Consider the following 19,824-nt stretch of genomic DNA (forward strand, 5'->3'; position numbering starts at 1 on the left):
GTCCACTCCGCCACTTATTCGATAACCTCGCCTAGTGCGAGGTTTTTTCGAATCTGAAGTAATGAAAGTTTTAGGGGTGTAGCTCCAATTGGCAGAGCAGCGGATTCCAAATCCGCGTGTTGGGAGTTCGAATCTCTCCACCCCTGCCATATTTAAGGCTCTAGCAGAAATGCTAGAGCCTTTTTACTTTCTGAAGCCAATATACGCCATTAGCAGAGCAGCGGATCCCCCGACCTACCAAAATAGCGCATGTTGGGAGTTAAACCTCCACTCCTCCCATATACTAAGCCTCAACAGAAATGCTAGATCCTTTTTGCTTTCTGAATCCAATATACGCTATTAGTAAAGTAGCGGATTCTCCGACTTACTAAAACAGCGCGTGTTGGGAGTCGAAACCTCCAACCTTTCCATATACTAAGCCTCAGGAGAAATGCTGAGGCTTTTTTGCTTTCTATTTGTTCTATTTTTAGTCGATAATTCCTACTTTTAATAAAATCTGGCCTTAAAAGTGTAAGTGCTTACTTATCCCAGCCTCTTTTATAAACAACCAACAGCACAAACTACGCTTCTTTATGAGAACTGTTATCAATATTTTGTTACATTTTAGTCGTTATTACTAAAAGGCAACAAATATGGATATCTCCCGTCGTAAGTTTATTCAATCATCTCTCGCTATATCTGCACTCACTGTACTTCCCGCTTGCTCAATGAAACGGGCGGTTGATGAGCAAGGAAAGTATGTTTATGACCTAACGGCAGAGCCTTCAACCGCTGAAATCGTGACGGGGTTTGAGACTAATATTTTAGGCTTTAATGGTCAGATTCCAGCGCCAACGATTCGGTGTCGCCAGGGGGAGAAGGTAACAATCCGTTTTACCAACAAGCTATCAGAACCGACGACTATTCATTGGCACGGTTTAAGGATTCCTATCGGAATGGATGGAGTACCTTTCTTAAGCCAACCACCGATCATGCCTGGTGAAACATTTATTTATGAATTTACGCCACCAGATGCTGGTACGTTTTGGTATCACCCACATATGAATAGCGTTAAACAGCTTGGTATGGGCTTGGTTGGTCTTATTATCGTAGAGGAGAGTATCCCAGTGCCGTTTGATGAAGAACACGCACTGACGCTTAAGCATTGGCATATAGATAAGAAAGGCCAATGGAAAGATCTAATGATCCCACGACTCAGTGCCCGTATGGGTACGCCAGGAGAGTGGAGTAGCGTTAATGGAATACATGAGCCTGCCTATCAGTTAAAACAACATGCAACGACCAGGCTGCGTATCGCAAATGTCGATAATACGATCACTTACCCTATTGCTGTCGAAGGGGCAGAGGCATGGGTGATTGCCATTGATGGTAACCCTGTAAAAACGCCTTATAAACTGACTCAACATAAAATTGGCCCAGGGATGCGAGTGGATATTGGATTGATAGCACCCAAAGCCGGTGGGCGAGTGAGCGTCCTTCAAATGAAAGGACGCTTTCCTTTCTCTTTGTGTGAGTTCGAGGTTGTAGATTCAACCCTTGTTGAGAATCGCTCTCTACCTTCTTTACCCCTTAATCCTGTGCCCAACTTAGATTTGGTTAATGCAGAAGAAATTGACTTTTTATTTGAATGGGAAGGGGCGGTTTCTCCAGTATCCAAAGATGGAAAATCTATGCCTAAGTTTTGGCTAACTAATAAACGAGCATGGGAGGGGATGAGCAAAGATAATATCCCTGAACCTTTGGCGACTTTAGATCTGGGAAAAACCTATATATTCGATCTAAAGAACGTCACTCAATACCATCATCCTATCCATATTCATGGACATACTTTTACAGTACTCGAACTTGACGGGAAGAAAGTTGAAGAACCTTTCCATACCGATACAGTGTTACTTGGAAAAAATGGCCGAGCTAAAGCTGCATTTGTAGCCGACAACCCTGGCCGCTGGATGTATCACTGTCATGTTATAGAACACATGAAAACGGGTTTGATGGGATATATTGAAGTTAAGTGACACCTGTAACGTTTAATATTTGCGCATGCATTCTTAGTTTCTACCCTCGCTTTTATCGGCGTTAAAGCTAGAATATAGGGATTATTGTTTGGGAGGATTCATGGGTCAGTTATCTATTTTAGGTTTTATTGCCATTGGTGGCGCATTTGGTGCTTGTTCGCGCTATTTGATTTCAGAGTTATGTGTGGTGATGCTAGGGCGTGGTTTTCCTTATGGTACGCTAACTGTTAACGTGATTGGCTCTTTAATTATGGGCTTACTCATCGCAGCGTTTGAGAATGAGATGGTTGCGACAGAACCATGGAGACAAATTATCGGTCTTGGCTTCCTTGGAGCACTGACTACATTTTCTACATTTTCGATGGATAACGTGCTTCTTATGCAGCAGGGTGCTTTCTTTAAGATGGGACTCAATGTGCTACTTAACGTGGTTCTCAGCATCTCAGCAGCATGGATCGGCTTCCAACTTTTGATAAAGTCTTAAAACTTTCTTACGATTTGTTAACAACTCGGCTTGGTTTATCCAAGGCGTTTTTATATACTCGATCGAACTTGTCGGAGTGCCATATGGCTGAGACCGTTAACTCGGGATCCGTTGAACCTGATCAGGCTAATACCTGCGAAGGGAACAAGAGTAGATATCTAACTAGAATCCTTCTAGAGATCTATCTCCAGATCACAACTGTATTTCTTACCGTGATCCCTCTTGTAGCATCTAATCCGTCAAGCATTTTTATCCCTATAAATAATGGCTAAAAGCCAAGGAAAAATGCTATGTCGAGTCGTAAACAAGCAAGACTGGAAGCGAAGAATTTCATCGATTCTTTATCCGTACAACCTTATCCAAATTCAAAAAAAGCTTACATCCAAGGATCTCGAGAAGATATTCAAGTCCCTGTACGAGAAATATCACTTGCTGATAGCCTTGTCGGTGGTACCAAAAAAGAGCCTGTATTCGAACCTAATGTACCCATTCAAGTTTACGATACCTCAGGTGTTTACACTGACCCCACACATCAAATAGACCTGTATAGCGGCCTTCCAAAGTTGCGTGAGCAATGGATTGATGAGCGTGGTGATACGGAACTGTTAGACGGTGTAAGCTCTGTTTACACTAAAGAACGTTTAGAAGATGAAACTCTAGACGACCTTCGTTACGGCAACCTACCTAGAATTCGTCGCGCGACTGACGATCAATGTGTTACTCAGCTGCACTATGCTCGTCAGGGGATGATCACTCCTGAGATGGAGTATATTGCTATACGTGAGAACATGGGGCGTCAGAAGTTTGCTGATGAGCAGCTTAACCACCAACATCCTGGCCATAACTTTGGCGCAAATCTACCGAAAGAAATTACCCCTGAGTTTGTGCGCAAGGAGGTTGCTGAAGGTCGAGCTATCATCCCTTCAAACATCAACCACCCAGAATCAGAACCGATGATTATTGGTCGCAACTTCTTAGTGAAGGTGAACGCTAATATCGGTAACTCTTCAGTAAGCTCTTCGATTGAAGAAGAAGTTGAGAAGTTAGTATGGTCAACTCGCTGGGGTGGCGATACCGTAATGGACCTTTCTACCGGCCGTAATATTCACGAGACTCGCGAATGGATCTTACGTAACAGCCCTGTACCAATCGGTACGGTTCCTATGTATCAAGCTCTTGAAAAAGTGAATGGCGTTGCGGAAGACCTTAACTGGGAAGTGATGCGCGATACTTTGATTGAACAAGCAGAGCAGGGTGTTGATTACTTCACTATCCACGCAGGTTTGTTGCTTCGCTACGTTCCGATGACGGCCAAACGAGTGACCGGCATTGTTTCTCGTGGTGGTTCTATTATCGCGAAATGGTGTCTTGCACATCACCAAGAGAGCTTCCTATATACACACTTCCGCGAGATCTGTGAGATCTGTGCGAAGTATGATGTGGCCCTGTCATTAGGTGATGGCTTGCGTCCAGGCTCTATTGCAGATGCCAATGATGAGGCTCAATTCTCGGAGTTACGTACTCTAGGTGAGTTGACTAAAGTCGCTTGGGAATACGACGTTCAGGTGATCATTGAAGGCCCAGGTCATGTGCCAATGCACCTAATCAAAGAGAATATGGATGAGCAGTTAGAACACTGCCATGAAGCGCCTTTCTATACGTTAGGTCCACTGACGACAGATATTGCTCCTGGTTACGACCATATTACCTCTGGTATTGGCGCGGCCATGATTGGTTGGTACGGCTGTGCGATGCTCTGTTATGTAACCCCTAAAGAGCATCTCGGCTTACCAAACAAAGAAGATGTGAAGACCGGCCTGATTACTTACAAGCTAGCTGCACACGCTGCTGACCTTGCGAAAGGGCACCCAGGCGCACAAATCCGAGATAATGCATTATCTAAAGCACGTTTTGAATTCCGTTGGGAAGACCAATTTAATCTAGCTTTAGACCCTGAAACAGCACGTTCTTTCCATGATGAAACTCTGCCACAAGAATCCGGTAAGGTTGCTCACTTCTGCTCAATGTGTGGACCTAAATTCTGCTCGATGAAGATCTCTCAGGAAGTCCGAGAGTATGCGAAAGATACAGAACAAGTAGCCGCGGATCAGGCTATCGAGATTAAGATGCTAGATAACCCGTTGGAAGGGATGCGTCAGAAATCACAAGAGTTCCGTGATACTGGCTCTGAACTTTATCACCCTGCAGTGGGTGCAAAAGAAGCTCAATTAGAGGAATAATGACAGTGAAGATACTCATCCCATCTCAAAATATTGAGTTAACGGGAGAGGTGCAGAACTGTCTATTGGTTGCTAAGCGACAAGGCTTGGCAACCGATGCAGTTGAGTTGGGTGTAAGCCCAACTCAATACTTCTCTATCGTTGACACTCAGCAGACGTTATCTATTGGCTTTGCTCATGATGTTGATTCATTGGCGGAGTGTCAGCTAGCGGAACTGAACCACGTTGTTGATTACAGTAGTTCAGTCGCGCTAACTGACGTTTGTGATGCCTTTACACAAACTCCGAATACCATCTACATCGGTGTCTCAGATGCTTCAGCTGTACTGGATATCTGGTCACACCGGGATACTAATCGTGCTATCAAGAGTGACACTACAGCTCATCAGGAGTTAGATAATCACGGCCACTTTGCCTGGTTACTTACTTTGTTGGCGTTGGAGTTCCCATTAGAAGACGCATTGGTTTTAGCTCGCGCATCGTCCAATGTTTCACGTGGAACATGGCCAGCACATTACCAAAACTTTCCAATTCCAGCTCTTGAAGATCAACGATTGAATATAAGCGTTGGTTGGGCTAATCAAGGGACAGTGCTTTCTTTTCCTGATCTGGGTAAGAATAGTCTAGGTTTATACCCTGTGGTTGATGATGTTGAGTGGATCGAAAGGTTGCTCAAGCTTGGAATCAACACTGTTCAACTGCGTATTAAAAACCCGCAGCAAGCGGACTTAGAACAACAAGTCGCGCGATCAATCGAGCTTGGTCGAGAGCATAACGCTCAGGTTTTTATCAATGATTACTGGCAGCTTGCACTCAAGCATGACGCGTTTGGTGTTCATTTGGGGCAAGAGGATATTGAAGAGTCAAACCTCTCACAGTTGAGCCAAGCAGGTATCAAGATCGGTCTCTCGACTCATGGCTATTACGAGTTGCTCCGCATTGTTCAAATCAACCCAAGCTATATTGCGCTAGGGCATATCTTCCCAACAACAACTAAACAGATGCCATCAAAGCCTCAAGGTTTAGTTCGTTTATCTCTGTATCAACAGCTGATTGATACTATCCCATACACAGACCAACTCACTGGTTATCCGACGGTTGCTATTGGCGGTATTGACCAATCGACAGCTGAGCAGGTGTGGGAGTGTGGGGTATCGAGTTTGGCGGTGGTACGTGCGATTACATTGGCTGAAGACCCACAGAAAGTGATCGAATTTTTCGAACAACTCATGGCACCTAAATCTCCAACTCTTAAGGAAGAGGTTATGCAGGAGCCTAGCTATGCTGAGTGACTTTGAATTCATTCGTTATCAACGACAAATTGCGTTACCTGAAGTGGGTGAGCAAGGGCAACGCAACCTACTAAATAGTCATGTGTTGATAATCGGTTGTGGTGGCTTAGGTAATGCTGCGGCTCTTTACCTGGCTGCTTCTGGTGTTGGAAAGATCGTGCTGGTCGATGATGATTGTGTCGATTCATCGAACCTACAACGACAGGTCGCGTTCAGGGAAAATCAGTTAGGTTCGCCTAAGGTTGAAGCGTTGAAGCAACAACTGAGTGAGCTCAATGGTCGCAGCCAAGTAAGAACCATCAATCAACGAATGAGTGAAAGTCAGCTTGAGCTTGAAGTGATGCTAGCTGACTTAGTGTTGGATTGTACTGACAACTTCGAGTCACGCCAGCAGGTTAACCAAGCATGTTTCAGCGCGAAGACCCCTTTAATTTCTGGTTCTGCAATTGGCTGGAAAGGCCAATTTATTGTATTTGATTATCAGAATCAGAAAGGGTGCTATCACTGCTTGTTCCCGTTCAGACATCATCCACAAACGACTCGTTGTAGCGATAGCGGCATCATAGGCCCAGTTGTTGGCACCATAGGTAACCTTCAAGCTTTGGCTGCTATTCAACGTCTAGCTCGTGGTGAGTTTCAGGTCGCAACACATCAACTCAAACTGTTCGATGGCCAGACGATGAATTGGCAAAACCTTATGGTCACTCAAGATAGTGAATGTCCTGTGTGCAGTGCGTCTGTAGTTAAGCATTTAGAAGAAGAAATCCAATGAGCCATATAACGATCTCGATAAACGAACAATCAGAACAAGTAGCACACTCGTCGTCTCTAGCGGACATTATCCAAGTTCTAGCATTACCTGATCTAGGTTGTGTGTTTGCAATCAATAATGCGGTTGTCCCGCGTAGCCAGTGGCAACAAACAGTCGTTAATGAAGGCGACGCTATATCTCTTTTCCAAGCCATTGCAGGAGGCTAACCATGTTAACTATCGCTGATAAGACGTTTCAATCTCGACTCTTCACTGGAACGGGTAAGTTCGCCAATAAGCAATTGATGGCGAGTGCTATCGAGGCTTCAGGTTCGCAATTGGCAACTATGGCGCTTAAGAGAGTTGATATTCGCTCTGAGCAAGACGACATTTTACAACCCATCATTGATGCTGGCGTGAACTTGCTACCGAATACCTCTGGGGCGAAGAGTGCAAAAGATGCCGTCTTTGCTGCGCATTTGGCTCGTGAAGCGCTAGGCACAAACTGGCTTAAACTGGAAATTCACCCAGATCCAAAGTACTTGATGCCAGACCCAATTGAGACGCTTAAAGCCGCTGAGCAACTGGTTAAAGATGGTTTTGTTGTGTTGCCTTACTGCCATGCCGATCCAGTTTTGTGTAAGCGCTTGGAAGAGGTGGGTTGCGCTGCGGTTATGCCGTTAGGTGCGCCTATTGGTTCAAACAAAGGTATCGCTTCGGCAGACTTCTTAGAGATCATTATCGACCAAGCGAATGTCCCTGTGATTGTTGATGCGGGCATTGGCGCGCCATCACATGCTGCACGTGCAATGGAAATGGGCGCAGACGCAGTGTTAGTGAATACCGCAATTGCTGCTTCTCAACAGCCGGTTGAAATGGCAATTGCGTTTAAGTTGGCAGTTGAAGCGGGGCGTATGGCTTACCTTGCTGGACTTGCAGGAAAAGTATCTCACGCGGTTGCTTCAAGCCCGTTAACTTCATTCCTAGACGAGTAGCAGTGCTATGACGTTTGTTGATCGATTTAAACAGCTCAACTGGGATGACATTGGTATGTCTATCTTCAGTAAAACGGCAGCGGATGTTGAACGTGCTCTGAGTAAACCCAAACGTGACTTAGAAGACTTTAAGGCTCTGATCTCTCCGGCGGCAGAACCTTACTTAGAGCAGATGGCACAACAATCGTTGGCGCTAACTCGTAAGCGATTTGGCAATACAATGTCGCTTTATATTCCTTTGTACCTATCTAACCTGTGCGCTAACGCGTGCACGTATTGTGGCTTCTCAATGGAGAACCGTATCAAGCGCCGCACGCTTACTTTGGATGAAATTGATGCCGAAAGTGCGGCTATCAAAAAGATGAAGTTCGATAGCGTTTTGTTGGTCACCGGTGAACATGAAACTAAGGTCGGGATGAATTACTTTCGACAGGTGTTGCCGAATATCAAAAAGCAATTCAACTACCTAGCGATGGAAGTGCAGCCGCTTGATCAACATGATTACGCAGAGCTTAAAACTCTCGGTCTAGATGCTGTTATGGTTTACCAAGAGACTTATCAGCCAAGAACTTACGCTGAGCATCATCTACGTGGCAATAAAATGGATTTTGAATACCGTCTTGAAACCCCAGATCGCTTGGCAAAAGCGGGGATCGATAAGATAGGTATTGGTGCCTTGATTGGTTTGGAAGATTGGCGAACCGACTGCTTTTTTGTTGCTGCTCACTTAGATTACTTAGAGCGTACTTATTGGCAAACACGTTACTCAATTTCATTCCCACGTCTTCGTCCGTGTGAGGGTGGAGACTCTGGTGGTGGATTACAGCCTAAATCAATCATGAACGATAAACAGCTGGTTCAGCTTATCTGCGCATATCGACTCTTGAATCCTGAGGTCGAGTTATCCCTTTCGACCCGTGAATCGGCAACTTTCCGCGATAACGTGTTGCCTTTGGGTATCACCAGTATGTCGGCAGCTTCTAAAACCCAACCTGGTGGCTATGCTTCTGGTGAAGAAGAGCTTGAGCAGTTTGAGATCAGTGATGAGAGAAGTGCTGCTGATGTTGAGTCAATGATTCGTCAGCGAGGTTTCGATCCAGTGTGGCGAGACTGGCACAGCGCCTATTCTGGTTAAGCAACATATTGCTCGATGTTCCACGTGAAACATCGATGTAATGATACAGGCAAATAAAAACGGCTACCTTTGGGTAGCCGTTTTGCTATTTGCTATTTAACTTATTAACCGAGCAAGCTCGTTTTGGGTCAGTTAAGCGTTTAGCGAAGTATTAAGCGTGAGCCAATGGAGTTGTCGATTGGCGTAACCATTCCAATGTATCACCTTCAACTAATGGGCTAACGTCGTTCCATACCTTCTGATGGTAGTCGTTCAGCCACGCCAATTCAGGTCGTGTTAGCAAATCAACATTGATGTTGCGCTTATCGATAGGGCAACGTGTTAGCGACTCAAACGTTAGTACTGAGAAATCACCTTGAGTTGGCAGTTCAACCACGAGCTCTAGGTTTTCGATTCGAATACCAAACTCCTCAGCACGGTAGTAACCCGGCTCGTTTGATAACACCATGCCTTCAACAAGAGGTACGTCGATCAGCTTCTTAGAGATGCTTTGTGGTCCTTCATGAACACTTAGGAAGTGACCAACACCGTGACCAGTACCATGATCGTAATCGAAGCCTTCTGCCCATAAGTGCTGACGCGCTAGTATATCTAGTTGGAAACCACGAGTCCCCTGAGGGAAACGTGCACGAGCAATGCCGATGTGACCTTTCAGTGCGAGAGTGAACTGTTGAATCATTTCGTCGCTTGGTTGGCCAATCGCGATAGTACGAGTGATGTCGGTTGTACCATCTAAGTACTGACCGCCTGAATCGACTAGGTACAGAGTATTCAGTTCTAGCTGACCTGGTTCAGGTTGGTTCTCATGGTTGTAGTGACACATTGCAGCGTTGCCGCCTGCCGCAGAAATGGTGTCAAAACTTAGATCCATCAGCGTCGGGTCTTGCTCGCGGAATGATTGTACTTTGTCTGCTAGTACAGCTTCGTTGTGCAGGTTACCTTGCGCGACTTCTGCATCAATCCAAGACAGGAATTTCGCCATCGCCACGCCATCTCGAATGTGACACGCTTTCATACCTGCAATCTCAGTTGCGTTTTTAGCAGCTTTTGGCATTAGGCATGGGTCTGCTGCTTCAATGATGTGAGCGCCAGCATTTTGCAGAACCAACGTGTACCAAGCATTGCTCGTGCCTGAATCGACAGACACATTGTTACCTTCTAAAGACTGAAGGCGCACTTCAAGCTCTGATGGGTGAGAAACTCGAATACCATTACCAACGTGTGCTTCAAAGCCTGCTGGGATGCGTGCTGGGTCTAGGAAGAAATCGACGCTTTCATCAGCGTGAATGATTGCATTAGACAGTACAACAGGTAGGCGAGATACGTCTAAACCACGAATGTTAAGCAACCAACAGATAGAATCGAGCTCGGTAAGGATAGCGGCGTCCGCACCTTTTGCTTTTAGTAAACCAGCAATCTCCGCACGTTTGCTTTCACTTGATTGACCAACGGCATCTGTTGCCATTAGGCGAACATCAGATACAACAGGCTCAGGGCGGTCAGACCAAAGCTCATCAATCGGGTTTGCTGATAACGTTGTTAGCTCAACTTTCTCCGCTAGTTTTGCTTGTGCGCCTTTCAACCAAGCAGCGGTGTGCATGCGTGGGTCGAATGCAACCTTACTGCCTTGTGGCAATGAATTGATGATCCAATCTAAAGCCGGTTCTTCAATAAGGTGGCGATACTCAAATAACTCTGCTGGTACCTGCTTACGAACCTGAACGGTGTAGCGACCATCAACAAAAATAGCAGCAGTTTCACAAGTGATAACAGCGGCACCTGCAGAGCCAGTGAAACCTGTTAACCAGTGAAGTCGCTCGTTATGAGCGGGAACGTATTCACCTAGATATTCGTCTTCATGTGGAATGATAACGGCATCTAGGTTGTTTGTTTCAAGCCAAGCTCGAACCGCAGCAACGCGTTCAGCAGTGATATTGTGCATCTGTGTTTATCCTTATTGTTAGGGTCCTTGTTAACACTCACAGTCGATATACATGCGAGGGGACTTATTAGGTCAATAAGCTAGCGCTTTTGCTCGTTTGCTGCAAACGCTGTACGCCATTTTTATCTAAGGTGCAGAGTTTTTTCTTTGATGATATCTCGCAACCAAGTTAAGGCTGGGTCATTTTCTCTGTCACGGTGCCAAAACAGAGTGTATGCCATCGGTGGGAATTCCATTGGTAAAGGAACAACCACTAAGTCGAGTTGCTTAGCGACGAGGTAAGTAAAGTGGCTTGGTGCGGTAAACACAAAGTCGGTGTAAGTACACAGGCTTGCGGCGCTATTGAAGTCTGGAACAGAAATCGCGATATCACGTTGGTGACCAAGATCAGCCAGTTTGTAGTCGAGCAGCCAGCGGTCGTTACCATCACACCTTACTTGTACATGACGCTGCGCAAGGTAGGTTTCCAAATCCCATTTACCACTCAGAGCAGGGTGGTTGCGTCTTAGCACACACATCTGTGCGTCGCGGTAGATCTCTTGTTCGCAAATGTCGTCTGGCGGCAGCATAGTTAAACGCGCATCGTTGATGTCGATGTCTTTGCCAGTGAGTCCGATATCTAGTTCGCCAAGCTGCAGCTTCTTAAAGGTTTGTTCTGTCCACGCGTGGGTGTTGATATTGACCTTAGGTGCTTGTCGAAATATCGCCGGTAAGAAATGAGGAAGAATCAGTGGGTACACACTTTCAACGGCAGCAATGTGAAAGCTATGGTCACTGTTGTTGGGAATGAATGTCTCAGGCTGAGTGAGAACATCAAGTTGGTTGATCAACGTTTCTAACCGAGGCTTGAGGAACACAGCTTTCGGTGTTGGTCGTAGGCCATGAGCACTTCGCGTAAAAAGGGGGTCATTAAATTGTTCACGAAGCTTGGCTAGCGACTTACTCACCGCTGATTGGCTCAAGCATAATCGGTGTGCGGTGCGAGTGACACTCAGCTCTTCCATCAGCACCTGTAAGCAAACCAATAGATTGAGGTCGAGGCGTGATAGTTTCTCGATATTCATGTGAGTTTCCTATTTGGAATAATGCTAATGAGTATATGCCATTTTTGTTCATATCTTTAGTTGGTTATTATGCACCTAAATTAACTCATTCGGAGAATCTTGTGCCTTCTAACGCGCTTCCAACCCCTAGTAAACTGCAGGTTGCTTTATTGGCAATGCTGGTTCTATTTAGCCCTCTGGCTATAGATATTTATCTTCCAGCTCTGCCACAAATTTCAACAGCGTTTCACGTGGAACACGCACTAGCACAAGATACGATTACTTGGTTTTTATTCGCCATGGGTGTCGGGCAATTATTTGCAGGCCCTTTGGCTGATAAGCTAGGACGTCGAACCGTTGCATTGGGAGGTGTTAGTATCTATGCATTGAGTGCTTGCTTGGCGTGGGCAGCTCAATCGATTGATATGATGCTAATAGCTCGGCTGCTACAAGGCTTAGGAGCTTGTGCGACTTCTGTAGCAGCCTTTGCGACGGTTCGCGATCTATTTGGCCCTGAGAAAAGTGGCCGTATGATCAGTTACCTCAATGGTGCCATTTGCTTTATTCCAGCACTAGCACCGATTCTTGGTGCTTGGTTGACTCAACAGTTTGGCTGGCGCTCGAACTTCAGCTTTATGGCTGTGTTCGCTGTCGTGGTTGGCACCATTCTGTTTTTCCAAATGAAAGAGTCTAATCCGGCGACAGAAAAGGTCGCTGTGTTCAAACTTGAGCGTTACTGGTCGGTATTGAAAACACCATCATTCATCTTCCATGCAACCTTATGCTTGATGGCGATGGCGGTCATTCTTGCTTACGTTACCTCTGCACCTGTTGTGCTGATGGAAAATCTAGGTTTGACGATGAATGAGTTTACGTTCTGGTTTGGTATTAACGCGGTTATCAACATCACGGCTGCATTCACGGCACCGAAGTTCATGGACCGTTTTGGTACTTACAAAGCATTGGTTGTTGGTATTTCAACGCTTGGCTTAGCGGGTGTGGTTATGTTGGTGCTTGCTGAGCATGCTAGCGCGATCGCATTCATGCTGCCGATTTTCCTATCTTCAGTTGGCTTCGCTTGGATTCTTGGTGCCGCAGCCGGTAAAGCACTTGAACCTTTTGGTGACCGTGCGGGTACCGCAGCTGCGTTGCTTGGCTTGTTCCAAATGAGCGGTTCTGGACTGCTTGTTGGTACGATGCAACGTCTTGATTTAACGTCTCAAGTGATGATTGCGCTGCAAATGTTCCTTATTGTTCCTGCATTGTTAGTGCTTGCGAGCAAAGCGGGTAAGTCATGGCACGCGACGTTTGCTAAGGCATAAGTCTCAAGGGTGACAAAATATACAAATGGCGGTTTGCGAAACGTTAAAACATGGTATATTTGTCACTCATTGAAACGTTAGTCCCCAACGGAAAATACTGTAATGTCATTAACAACCTACGAAATGGCGCGCATCTTAGAACAAATGGAAGATGCACCTGAAAAGGTCATGTTTGGTAAATTGCTTAAAGAGCTAGGAAACCAAAGTGAAGAGCGTATTCGCAGTGCGGCAAAACAAGTTCCAATTGATACTTTGCGAGATATCATTTACCAATTTCAACGCGTGGTTGAATCTCGTAAAGGTGAACAAGTTCAGCTACTAGCAAAAGAGCTAGCCGAGCAAGGTATCTCTGCTGAAGAGCTACAAGCTTTTCTAAACAAGTAGTTTATTCCAGATAAAAAGAAACCACTCAATTGAGTGGTTTTTTGCGTTTTGGACCTATGTAAATTTAGAGGTCATGGAAAAGAGGTTTAGCTTTTGAACTGCGCTTTTAAGATTCTATCAAGTGAAAATGGTCCAGCTCCCCATACCACGACGATAAGAATCATTAATCCCCAAAGCTGATGATCATAGAAGCCTTGCGCCCACAATACAGGGTATGACACGACGGCCATGATATTGAAAACGAACAGCACTGCAGCCATTGGTCGGGTTAACAAGCCAAGCGCTAAGAACACCGGCAGAATCAATTCAGCTGCGGTACCCATGTAAGCGGCTAATTCCCAAGGCAAAAGAGGCACTTGGTATTCCAATTCAAACAAGTAAAGGGTGCTATCCCAAGTGGCTATCTTGGTGAGTCCTGAATTAAAGAAGACCCACGCCACCCATAGGCGACAAAACAGAAGTAGTACGGGAACAAAAAGTGCCTGTGATTTCTCAATCAAACTGTCGTATTGAGCCATCATGTTCGTGACTGTGTTGTTATCCATATTATGTCTCCAATTCGGCATTGATTGAAAAGCCTGAGATGACGTTAAGTGCCATGACAGTATTCAGATGTTGTAGTAGTAAAGGGTCTATCGCTGAGAGCGTTTGACCCGATTGCAATTCAGTTAATAGTTGGTGGCTTTCTTGCGTCAAACGATGGCTATCAACCTGTGAATTTTCCGCTTGGATTAACACCCCTAATTCAGGTTGCTTGATGTCTAACCCATCGAGTTGTTGCTGGTAGATAGCCTGCTCAAGCGCGATAATCGTATAGCTAGAATTAACTAGCGTTATTGAATCTTTGAGATGAAAGACTAAAGCGCCTTGTTGTTCTTGTGGTACATCAGCTAAACGAGAAAGAGGACGTTGGTCAACATGTGATTCTGAAACGCATCTCACCAAGCTATCTCTTTGCCATTCATACAAAGCCACTTCACCGAGATAAGGTGCAGCCTCGATAACCGCAGGAAAGGCTTGGATAGTTTGTTCAAAGTGTTCACCGTAACCACTGACATCACCAGAGGTTGATGGATAACTTAAGACATGTTGACGAGCCATTTGTTGGAAGCACTCTTCACCAACCAGCATTTCAGTGAGTGGGTAGGTTGCTGCCAGTACTTCGCTCAAGCTAATCACAAAGTTATTTCGGTAGATCTGTATGCGCTGTTCATCGGTAAAGTGGTCGCTCACTATGTCGCAGTGCTCACCGTTGTTTTGATAGCGTAGGGCGTTAGCAAACTCCGATTGCACATTAGCTAAAGAGTGGCTCATGATGCGCGACTCCTTTGGTTAAACTTGTCGTGTTGATACAAAATATCACTGGCTTTGGCCGCTTCAGCCAATAAAATTTGTGGCTCTGGGATATCTAAATCCCACTCTATCAAGGTATGGCGCGAACCATGTTGTTCTATCCATTGAGTGTAGAGTTGCCATACTTCGTCACAGACAGGCTTGCTGTGGGTGTCTATCCAGATCTCACCTTGTTCGAGTTTCTTTTTGGTAAAACCTGCCAAGTGAATCTCTTCCACTTTGTCTGCTGGTATTCCATTGAGATACTCTTCACAGCTGAAACCGTGATTAAAAGATGAGACAAAAATATTATTGAAATCGAGCAGTAGGCGACACTCGGTGCGCTTCCGTACCTCGGCTAAAAATTCCCACTCTGGGATGGTTGAATGTTTGAAGGCAAGGTAGCTCGATGGATTTTCAATCAGCATAGGACGTTGTAGGCTGTCTTGAACCTCGATGACATTGCGGCAGAAGACTTCTAACGCCTCTTCGGTATAAGGCAGCGGCAACAAGTCATTGAAGTAATGACCGCCGGTCTGACTCCAGCTGAGGTGGTCAGAAACCAAGAAGGGGTCGATATCATCAATCAGATCTTTTAACTGCATCAGATGATGTTGATTGATGCGATCAACAGAACCTAGCGACAACCCAACACCGTGGCAACTTATGTTGTGGGCGTTACGAATTTCTCTCAGTTGTTGACGTTGCGGTGATTGAGTTAAAAAGTAGTTCTCGCTGTGCACCTCTAACCAACTCACTAAGGCTGGGTTTTGGCTGAAGAAGTCCAAGTGCGGTGTTCTAAGGCCAACCCCAGTGTTGGGATGAAGAGTTTGAGTCACAACGATTCTCCTAATAAGAAGTGGAGGTGAGCTGAATGTCAGCTCACCATGCTAAGCAGCTCAATTATGATGATTGAGTGTTACCACCTGATAATTTGCCACACAGCCCTTTAGGTACGACTACGAATGCATCGGATTGGTTGTCTTCTTTTGCTGTACCCGCACATGAACTTGTTTTGGTTGCACAATCATTTTGGCCAGCTTTTGCCACACCGTAGCATTTTTCTTTTGCTGCTGCTTCCGCAGGTGCTGATGTAAGAACTGCACCGCCGAACGCTAGTACACTTGTGATTGCAGCTGTAACAGCAAGATTAGAATTTTTCATAGTCATTCCCTCTAGGACTTAATAGTATTTTTATATCGCAGGTTAATGAATTGTTAACTTGCTTACTAAAAAGGATAGGAAGAACCAGGAAATAATTTCACGGCATTATAAGAAATATCAATATTAATGATGAGTTATCTTTTAAGTAACTGATTTTATGATGTTAATTTTTGATTATTTTTTCTTCTTATTATCCTAAACGCAGCCTAGTGTTTAGGTTATAATCGACTTTTATGTATAAATACCCAGTAGTGAGCATATCCAATGATAGATCCTTCGCTTTTACTCGATGGCCTAAACGACAAACAACGTGAGGCGGTCGCAGCACCTTTAGAAAACCTACTTATTCTGGCAGGTGCTGGCAGTGGTAAAACGCGAGTGTTGGTGCATCGTATCGCTTGGTTACAAAGCGTAGAGCAAGCATCACCGTTCTCTATCATGTCGGTTACCTTCACCAACAAAGCGGCAGCAGAGATGCGTGGTCGTATTGAAGAGTTGATGATGGGTAGCTCGTCAGGCATGTGGAACGGCACCTTCCACGGTATCTGTCACCGCATCCTTCGTGCTCACTACCTAGATGCAAAACTGCCAGAAGACTTCCAGATCATTGATTCAGATGATCAGATTCGCTTACTACGTCGCTTAATTAAGGCGCAAAACCTTGATGAAAAGCAGTGGCCAGCCAAGCAAGCTTCTTGGTGGATCAATGGCAAGAAAGACGAAGGGTTACGCCCAAGTCACATTGACGCCTACCATGATCCAATAACTCAAACGTGGTTAAAGATTTACTCTGCTTACCAAGAGGCATGTGATCGTGCTGGCTTGGTCGACTTTGCTGAAATCTTGTTGCGATCGCATGAACTATTGCGCGATAAGAAACACATCCGCGAGCACTACCAAGCTCGCTTTAAGCACATTCTTGTCGACGAATTCCAAGATACCAACAACATCCAATACGCTTGGCTTCGCATGATGGCAGGCCCGGATTGTCGCGTGATGATCGTGGGTGATGATGACCAATCTATCTATGGCTGGCGTGGCGCTAAAATTGAAAATATTCAGAAGTTCTTGGATGAATTCCCAGGCGCTTCAACGGTTCGACTCGAACAAAACTACCGTTCAACCAAAACCATTCTTCAGGCGTCGAATGAGCTTATCTCGAACAATACTGAGCGTATGGGGAAAGAGCTGTGGACCGATGGCAACGATGGCGAACCAATCTCTGTTTACTCAGCTTATAACGAGTTAGATGAAGCGCGTTTCACAGTTAGCAAAATCAAAGAGTGGCAAGAGAAAGGTGGTGCGTTAGAAGATACCGCAATGCTATATCGTAACAACGCCCAATCTCGTGTGCTTGAAGAAGCGTTGATTCAAGGTGGTTTACCTTACCGAATCTACGGTGGCATGCGATTCTTCGAGCGTCAGGAAATCAGAGATGCTTTGAGCTACCTGCGCTTAATGAGTAACCGCAGCAATGATGCGGCATTCGAACGTGTCGTTAATACGCCGACTCGTGGCTTGGGTGATAAAACGTTAGAAACGATTCGTCTTGCAGCGCGTGATCGTGGTGCAACCATGTGGGAAGCCAGTGTTGCTCTGATAGAAGAGCAAGTGTTACCAGGTCGTGCTGCGGGTGCTTTGAGCCGCTTTATTGAACTTATCAATGCACTTGAAGATGACACCATAGAACTGAGACTTCATGAGCAAACCGACCACGTAATCAAATCGTCGGGCTTGTTTGCGATGTACGAGCAAGAGAAAGGTGAGAAGTCGAAGGCTCGTATTGAGAACTTGGAAGAATTGGTAACGGCAACGCGTCAGTTTGAAAAACCAGAAGAAGCGGATGAAATGAGCATGCTAACAGCGTTCTTAACTCATGCGGCTTTGGAAGCGGGTGAAGGTCAGGCTGATGAGTTTGATGATGCGGTTCAGTTAATGACTCTGCACAGTGCCAAAGGCCTAGAGTTCCCAATGGTATTCATGGTTGGTGTTGAAGAGGGCATGTTCCCAAGCCAGATGTCGGCCGAAGAAGCGGGGCGTTTAGAAGAAGAACGTCGCCTGTGTTACGTCGGCATGACCCGTGCGATGGAGAAGCTCTACATCACTTACGCTGAAATGCGTCGTTTGTACGGTCAAGACAAGTATCACAAGCCATCTCGTTTTATTCGTGAGCTACCAGAGACATGTCTGGATGAAGTGCGTATGAAGGCGCAAGTGAGTCGCCCTGCAAGCAGTGGTCGCTTTAGCCAAACCGCTGTGAAAGAGAACTTCAATGAAACAGGCTTTAGCTTAGGCTCTCGCGTTAAGCACCCTAAGTTTGGTGAAGGTACCATTATCAACTTCGAGGGAAGTGGCCCACAGAGCCGAGTTCAAGTTGCGTTCAATGGTGAAGGCATCAAGTGGTTAGTAACGGCTTACGCTCGATTAGAACAGCTTTAATCTGCTCCTTCGACATCTAAAAATCGTTCATTATTAAAACTAAAAGAGCAGCCAATGGCTGCTCTTTTTTATTGCTCGGTACTATGCTGAATCGAGCTTAAGGCATTTCTGCATAAAGTAGGACTTACAGTGCTGCAAGCGCCGCTTCGTAGTTTGGTTCTTCAGTGATCTCTGCAACCAACTCGCTGTGTGTTACCACACCTTTTTCATCAACAACGACAACGGCACGTGTTGTTAGGCCTGATAGTGGGCCTTCAGCAATCGCTACGCCGTAGTCTGATGCGAATGCAGGAGAACGAAAAGTTGAGGTGTGTTGAACGCCTTCAATGCCTTCTAGTTCGCAGAAGCGACCCGCAGCAAACGGTAGGTCAGCAGAAATACAAACAACAACTGTGTTCTCAAGCTCTGCCGCTTTTACGTTGAACGTGCGTACGCTCGTTGCACAAGTGGCTGTGTCGATGCTTGGGAAGATGTTTAGAACTACTTTCTTGCCTTCAAGAGAAGCAAGAGTCAGTTCAGAAAGATCGCCTGCAGTCAGTGCAAAGCTTGGTGACTTTTCACCTGTTTGTGGGAATGTGCCCGTTAGCGGTACAGCAGCGCCTTTGAAGGTAACGTGTGACATGAATTTGTCCTTAGTTTAATTATGGTTATGAAACTAGTTGAGCCTAGTTCGACTTACGTTACTCGGAAGTGGTTAAGAAGTGAATGCTTTAAATGTCAGAATTGTAATCAAAGGTCTTTGATTTATTTGTTTGAGAGAGGAATAAATGAAACGACAGATAAAGAAAAACCCCGAGAGCTTGCGCTCATCGGGGTCTATAGTCTTACTCGCAGCAATCCGGCTACTAAGTGTGCTCCATGCATCAAATCCATGATAGTGTGCTGTTATCCTTCAGCGTATTCCTTTCGTCGCCTTCCTAGCGGTGTCCTTGATCTTATCCTGATCTGCCAACAATCCTCGTTAGCGCGCGTCACTTGTTCCTTGAGCGGTGTCCTTTACATCATCCTGATGTTCAGTCCTTTCCTCGTCCAGAGGTGTCCATTGTCTTTCCTTAGTAGCAACCATCCTAGTTACTATTGCGTCCATTCAATGTCCATTTCGCTATCCATGCCGATTATTCATCCTGAGTAATCGAATCTTCATCCTGAAGATAACCAAATCCTTGGCGTTTCCTGTTCCGTGTCAGCATCCTTCCGACACCATTCATATTACCGATTCCTTATTTATCAGCAATGGTGCATAAGCGAATTTCTATATAATTATTTGAATGATAAATATACGTATCT

Annotated in this window: 18 protein-coding genes, 1 tRNA gene and 1 riboswitch; of the genes, 12 read left to right on the forward strand and 7 right to left on the reverse strand. The window is 45.4% G+C overall.

Going from position 1 to position 19,824, the window contains the following annotated elements; translation table 11 throughout:
- The first annotated feature begins 72 nt into the window (after window positions 1-72).
- The 9 genes from AB4180_RS21055 (at window position 73) to thiH (ending at window position 8,911) form a co-directional block, all read left to right on the forward strand.
- Window positions 73-149, forward strand: a tRNA-Trp gene (locus AB4180_RS21055).
- 483 nt (window positions 150-632) lie between these two features.
- Complete coding sequence (locus AB4180_RS21060; RefSeq protein WP_009848171.1) at window positions 633-2,015, forward strand: multicopper oxidase family protein; 1,383 nt, start codon at window positions 633-635, stop codon at window positions 2,013-2,015.
- Between the two features lie 100 nt (window positions 2,016-2,115).
- Window positions 2,116-2,499 carry a fluoride efflux transporter CrcB gene (gene crcB / locus AB4180_RS21065; RefSeq protein ID WP_004736665.1) on the forward strand — a complete coding sequence of 128 codons (384 nt, stop codon included), beginning with the start codon at window positions 2,116-2,118 and terminating at the stop codon, window positions 2,497-2,499.
- Between the two features lie 62 nt (window positions 2,500-2,561).
- Window positions 2,562-2,660, forward strand: a riboswitch (TPP riboswitch).
- Window positions 2,661-2,789: 129 nt separating this feature from the next.
- Entirely contained in the window at window positions 2,790-4,739 is a 1,950-nt protein-coding gene (thiC, locus tag AB4180_RS21070; RefSeq protein WP_017107400.1) for a phosphomethylpyrimidine synthase ThiC, read from the forward strand.
- On the forward strand, window positions 4,739-6,031 hold the full coding sequence (locus AB4180_RS21075; RefSeq protein WP_017098567.1) for a thiamine phosphate synthase: 1,293 nt from the start codon (window positions 4,739-4,741) through the stop codon (window positions 6,029-6,031). Before thiC ends, AB4180_RS21075 begins: the two co-directional genes overlap by 1 nt.
- Complete coding sequence (locus AB4180_RS21080) at window positions 6,021-6,803, forward strand: HesA/MoeB/ThiF family protein (RefSeq protein WP_017098566.1); 783 nt, start codon at window positions 6,021-6,023, stop codon at window positions 6,801-6,803. Before AB4180_RS21075 ends, AB4180_RS21080 begins: the two co-directional genes overlap by 11 nt.
- Window positions 6,800-7,009 carry a sulfur carrier protein ThiS gene (gene thiS / locus AB4180_RS21085; protein ID WP_010440653.1) on the forward strand — a complete coding sequence of 70 codons (210 nt, stop codon included), beginning with the start codon at window positions 6,800-6,802 and terminating at the stop codon, window positions 7,007-7,009. The genes AB4180_RS21080 and thiS overlap by 4 nt, the downstream gene beginning before the upstream one ends.
- Window positions 7,010-7,011: 2 nt before the next feature.
- The gene (locus tag AB4180_RS21090; RefSeq protein WP_102249483.1) at window positions 7,012-7,776 is read left to right on the forward strand and encodes a thiazole synthase; all 765 of its coding nucleotides are present in this window, start codon (window positions 7,012-7,014) and stop codon (window positions 7,774-7,776) included.
- Between the two features lie 7 nt (window positions 7,777-7,783).
- Entirely contained in the window at window positions 7,784-8,911 is a 1,128-nt protein-coding gene (gene thiH / locus AB4180_RS21095; protein WP_004736658.1) for a 2-iminoacetate synthase ThiH, read from the forward strand.
- A gap of 151 nt (window positions 8,912-9,062) precedes the next feature.
- On the opposite strand, the gene AB4180_RS21100 is transcribed toward thiH, so the two are convergent.
- Both AB4180_RS21100 and AB4180_RS21105 read right to left on the reverse strand, forming a co-directional pair.
- Window positions 9,063-10,853 carry an aminopeptidase P family protein gene (locus tag AB4180_RS21100; protein WP_102249484.1) on the reverse strand — a complete coding sequence of 597 codons (1,791 nt, stop codon included), beginning with the start codon at window positions 10,851-10,853 and terminating at the stop codon, window positions 9,063-9,065.
- Window positions 10,854-10,975: 122 nt separating this feature from the next.
- Window positions 10,976-11,917: a LysR family transcriptional regulator gene (locus AB4180_RS21105; RefSeq protein ID WP_012605070.1), complete on the reverse strand. Its 942-nt coding sequence runs from the start codon at window positions 11,915-11,917 to the stop codon at window positions 10,976-10,978.
- 101 nt (window positions 11,918-12,018) lie between these two features.
- Here AB4180_RS21105 and AB4180_RS21110 point away from each other — a divergent pair, with 101 nt between their 5' ends.
- Both AB4180_RS21110 and AB4180_RS21115 read left to right on the forward strand, forming a co-directional pair.
- On the forward strand, window positions 12,019-13,218 hold the full coding sequence (locus AB4180_RS21110) for a multidrug effflux MFS transporter (protein WP_198592249.1): 1,200 nt from the start codon (window positions 12,019-12,021) through the stop codon (window positions 13,216-13,218).
- A gap of 102 nt (window positions 13,219-13,320) precedes the next feature.
- Window positions 13,321-13,602 (forward strand): hypothetical protein, encoded by a 282-nt coding sequence (locus AB4180_RS21115; protein ID WP_004736654.1) that lies wholly within the window; start codon window positions 13,321-13,323, stop codon window positions 13,600-13,602.
- 86 nt (window positions 13,603-13,688) lie between these two features.
- Here AB4180_RS21115 and AB4180_RS21120 read toward each other — a convergent pair whose 3' ends face one another.
- The 4 genes from AB4180_RS21120 to AB4180_RS21135 form a co-directional block, all read right to left on the reverse strand.
- Window positions 13,689-14,147: a DoxX family protein gene (locus AB4180_RS21120; RefSeq protein WP_017085662.1), complete on the reverse strand. Its 459-nt coding sequence runs from the start codon at window positions 14,145-14,147 to the stop codon at window positions 13,689-13,691.
- 1 nt (window position 14,148) lies between these two features.
- The gene (locus AB4180_RS21125; RefSeq protein WP_102249486.1) at window positions 14,149-14,916 is read right to left on the reverse strand and encodes a DNA-binding domain-containing protein; all 768 of its coding nucleotides are present in this window, start codon (window positions 14,914-14,916) and stop codon (window positions 14,149-14,151) included.
- On the reverse strand, window positions 14,913-15,773 hold the full coding sequence (locus AB4180_RS21130; RefSeq protein WP_102249487.1) for a DUF692 domain-containing protein: 861 nt from the start codon (window positions 15,771-15,773) through the stop codon (window positions 14,913-14,915). Before AB4180_RS21130 ends, AB4180_RS21125 begins: the two co-directional genes overlap by 4 nt.
- Window positions 15,774-15,837: 64 nt before the next feature.
- Window positions 15,838-16,098: a DUF2282 domain-containing protein gene (locus tag AB4180_RS21135; protein ID WP_004736650.1), complete on the reverse strand. Its 261-nt coding sequence runs from the start codon at window positions 16,096-16,098 to the stop codon at window positions 15,838-15,840.
- A gap of 264 nt (window positions 16,099-16,362) precedes the next feature.
- Between AB4180_RS21135 and uvrD the strand changes: the two genes are divergently transcribed.
- Window positions 16,363-18,537 (forward strand): DNA helicase II, encoded by a 2,175-nt coding sequence (uvrD, locus tag AB4180_RS21140; RefSeq protein ID WP_009848185.1) that lies wholly within the window; start codon window positions 16,363-16,365, stop codon window positions 18,535-18,537.
- A 124-nt stretch (window positions 18,538-18,661) separates the two neighbouring features.
- Here the strand turns inward: uvrD and tpx are convergent, their stop codons facing one another.
- Window positions 18,662-19,159: a thiol peroxidase gene (tpx, locus tag AB4180_RS21145; protein ID WP_102249488.1), complete on the reverse strand. Its 498-nt coding sequence runs from the start codon at window positions 19,157-19,159 to the stop codon at window positions 18,662-18,664.
- Window positions 19,160-19,824: the final 665 nt, after the last annotated feature.

Origin of the sequence: Vibrio sp. 10N.286.49.C3, assembly GCF_041469545.1 — a bacterium.
GTDB classification, from domain to species: domain Bacteria; phylum Pseudomonadota; class Gammaproteobacteria; order Enterobacterales; family Vibrionaceae; genus Vibrio; species Vibrio tasmaniensis_A.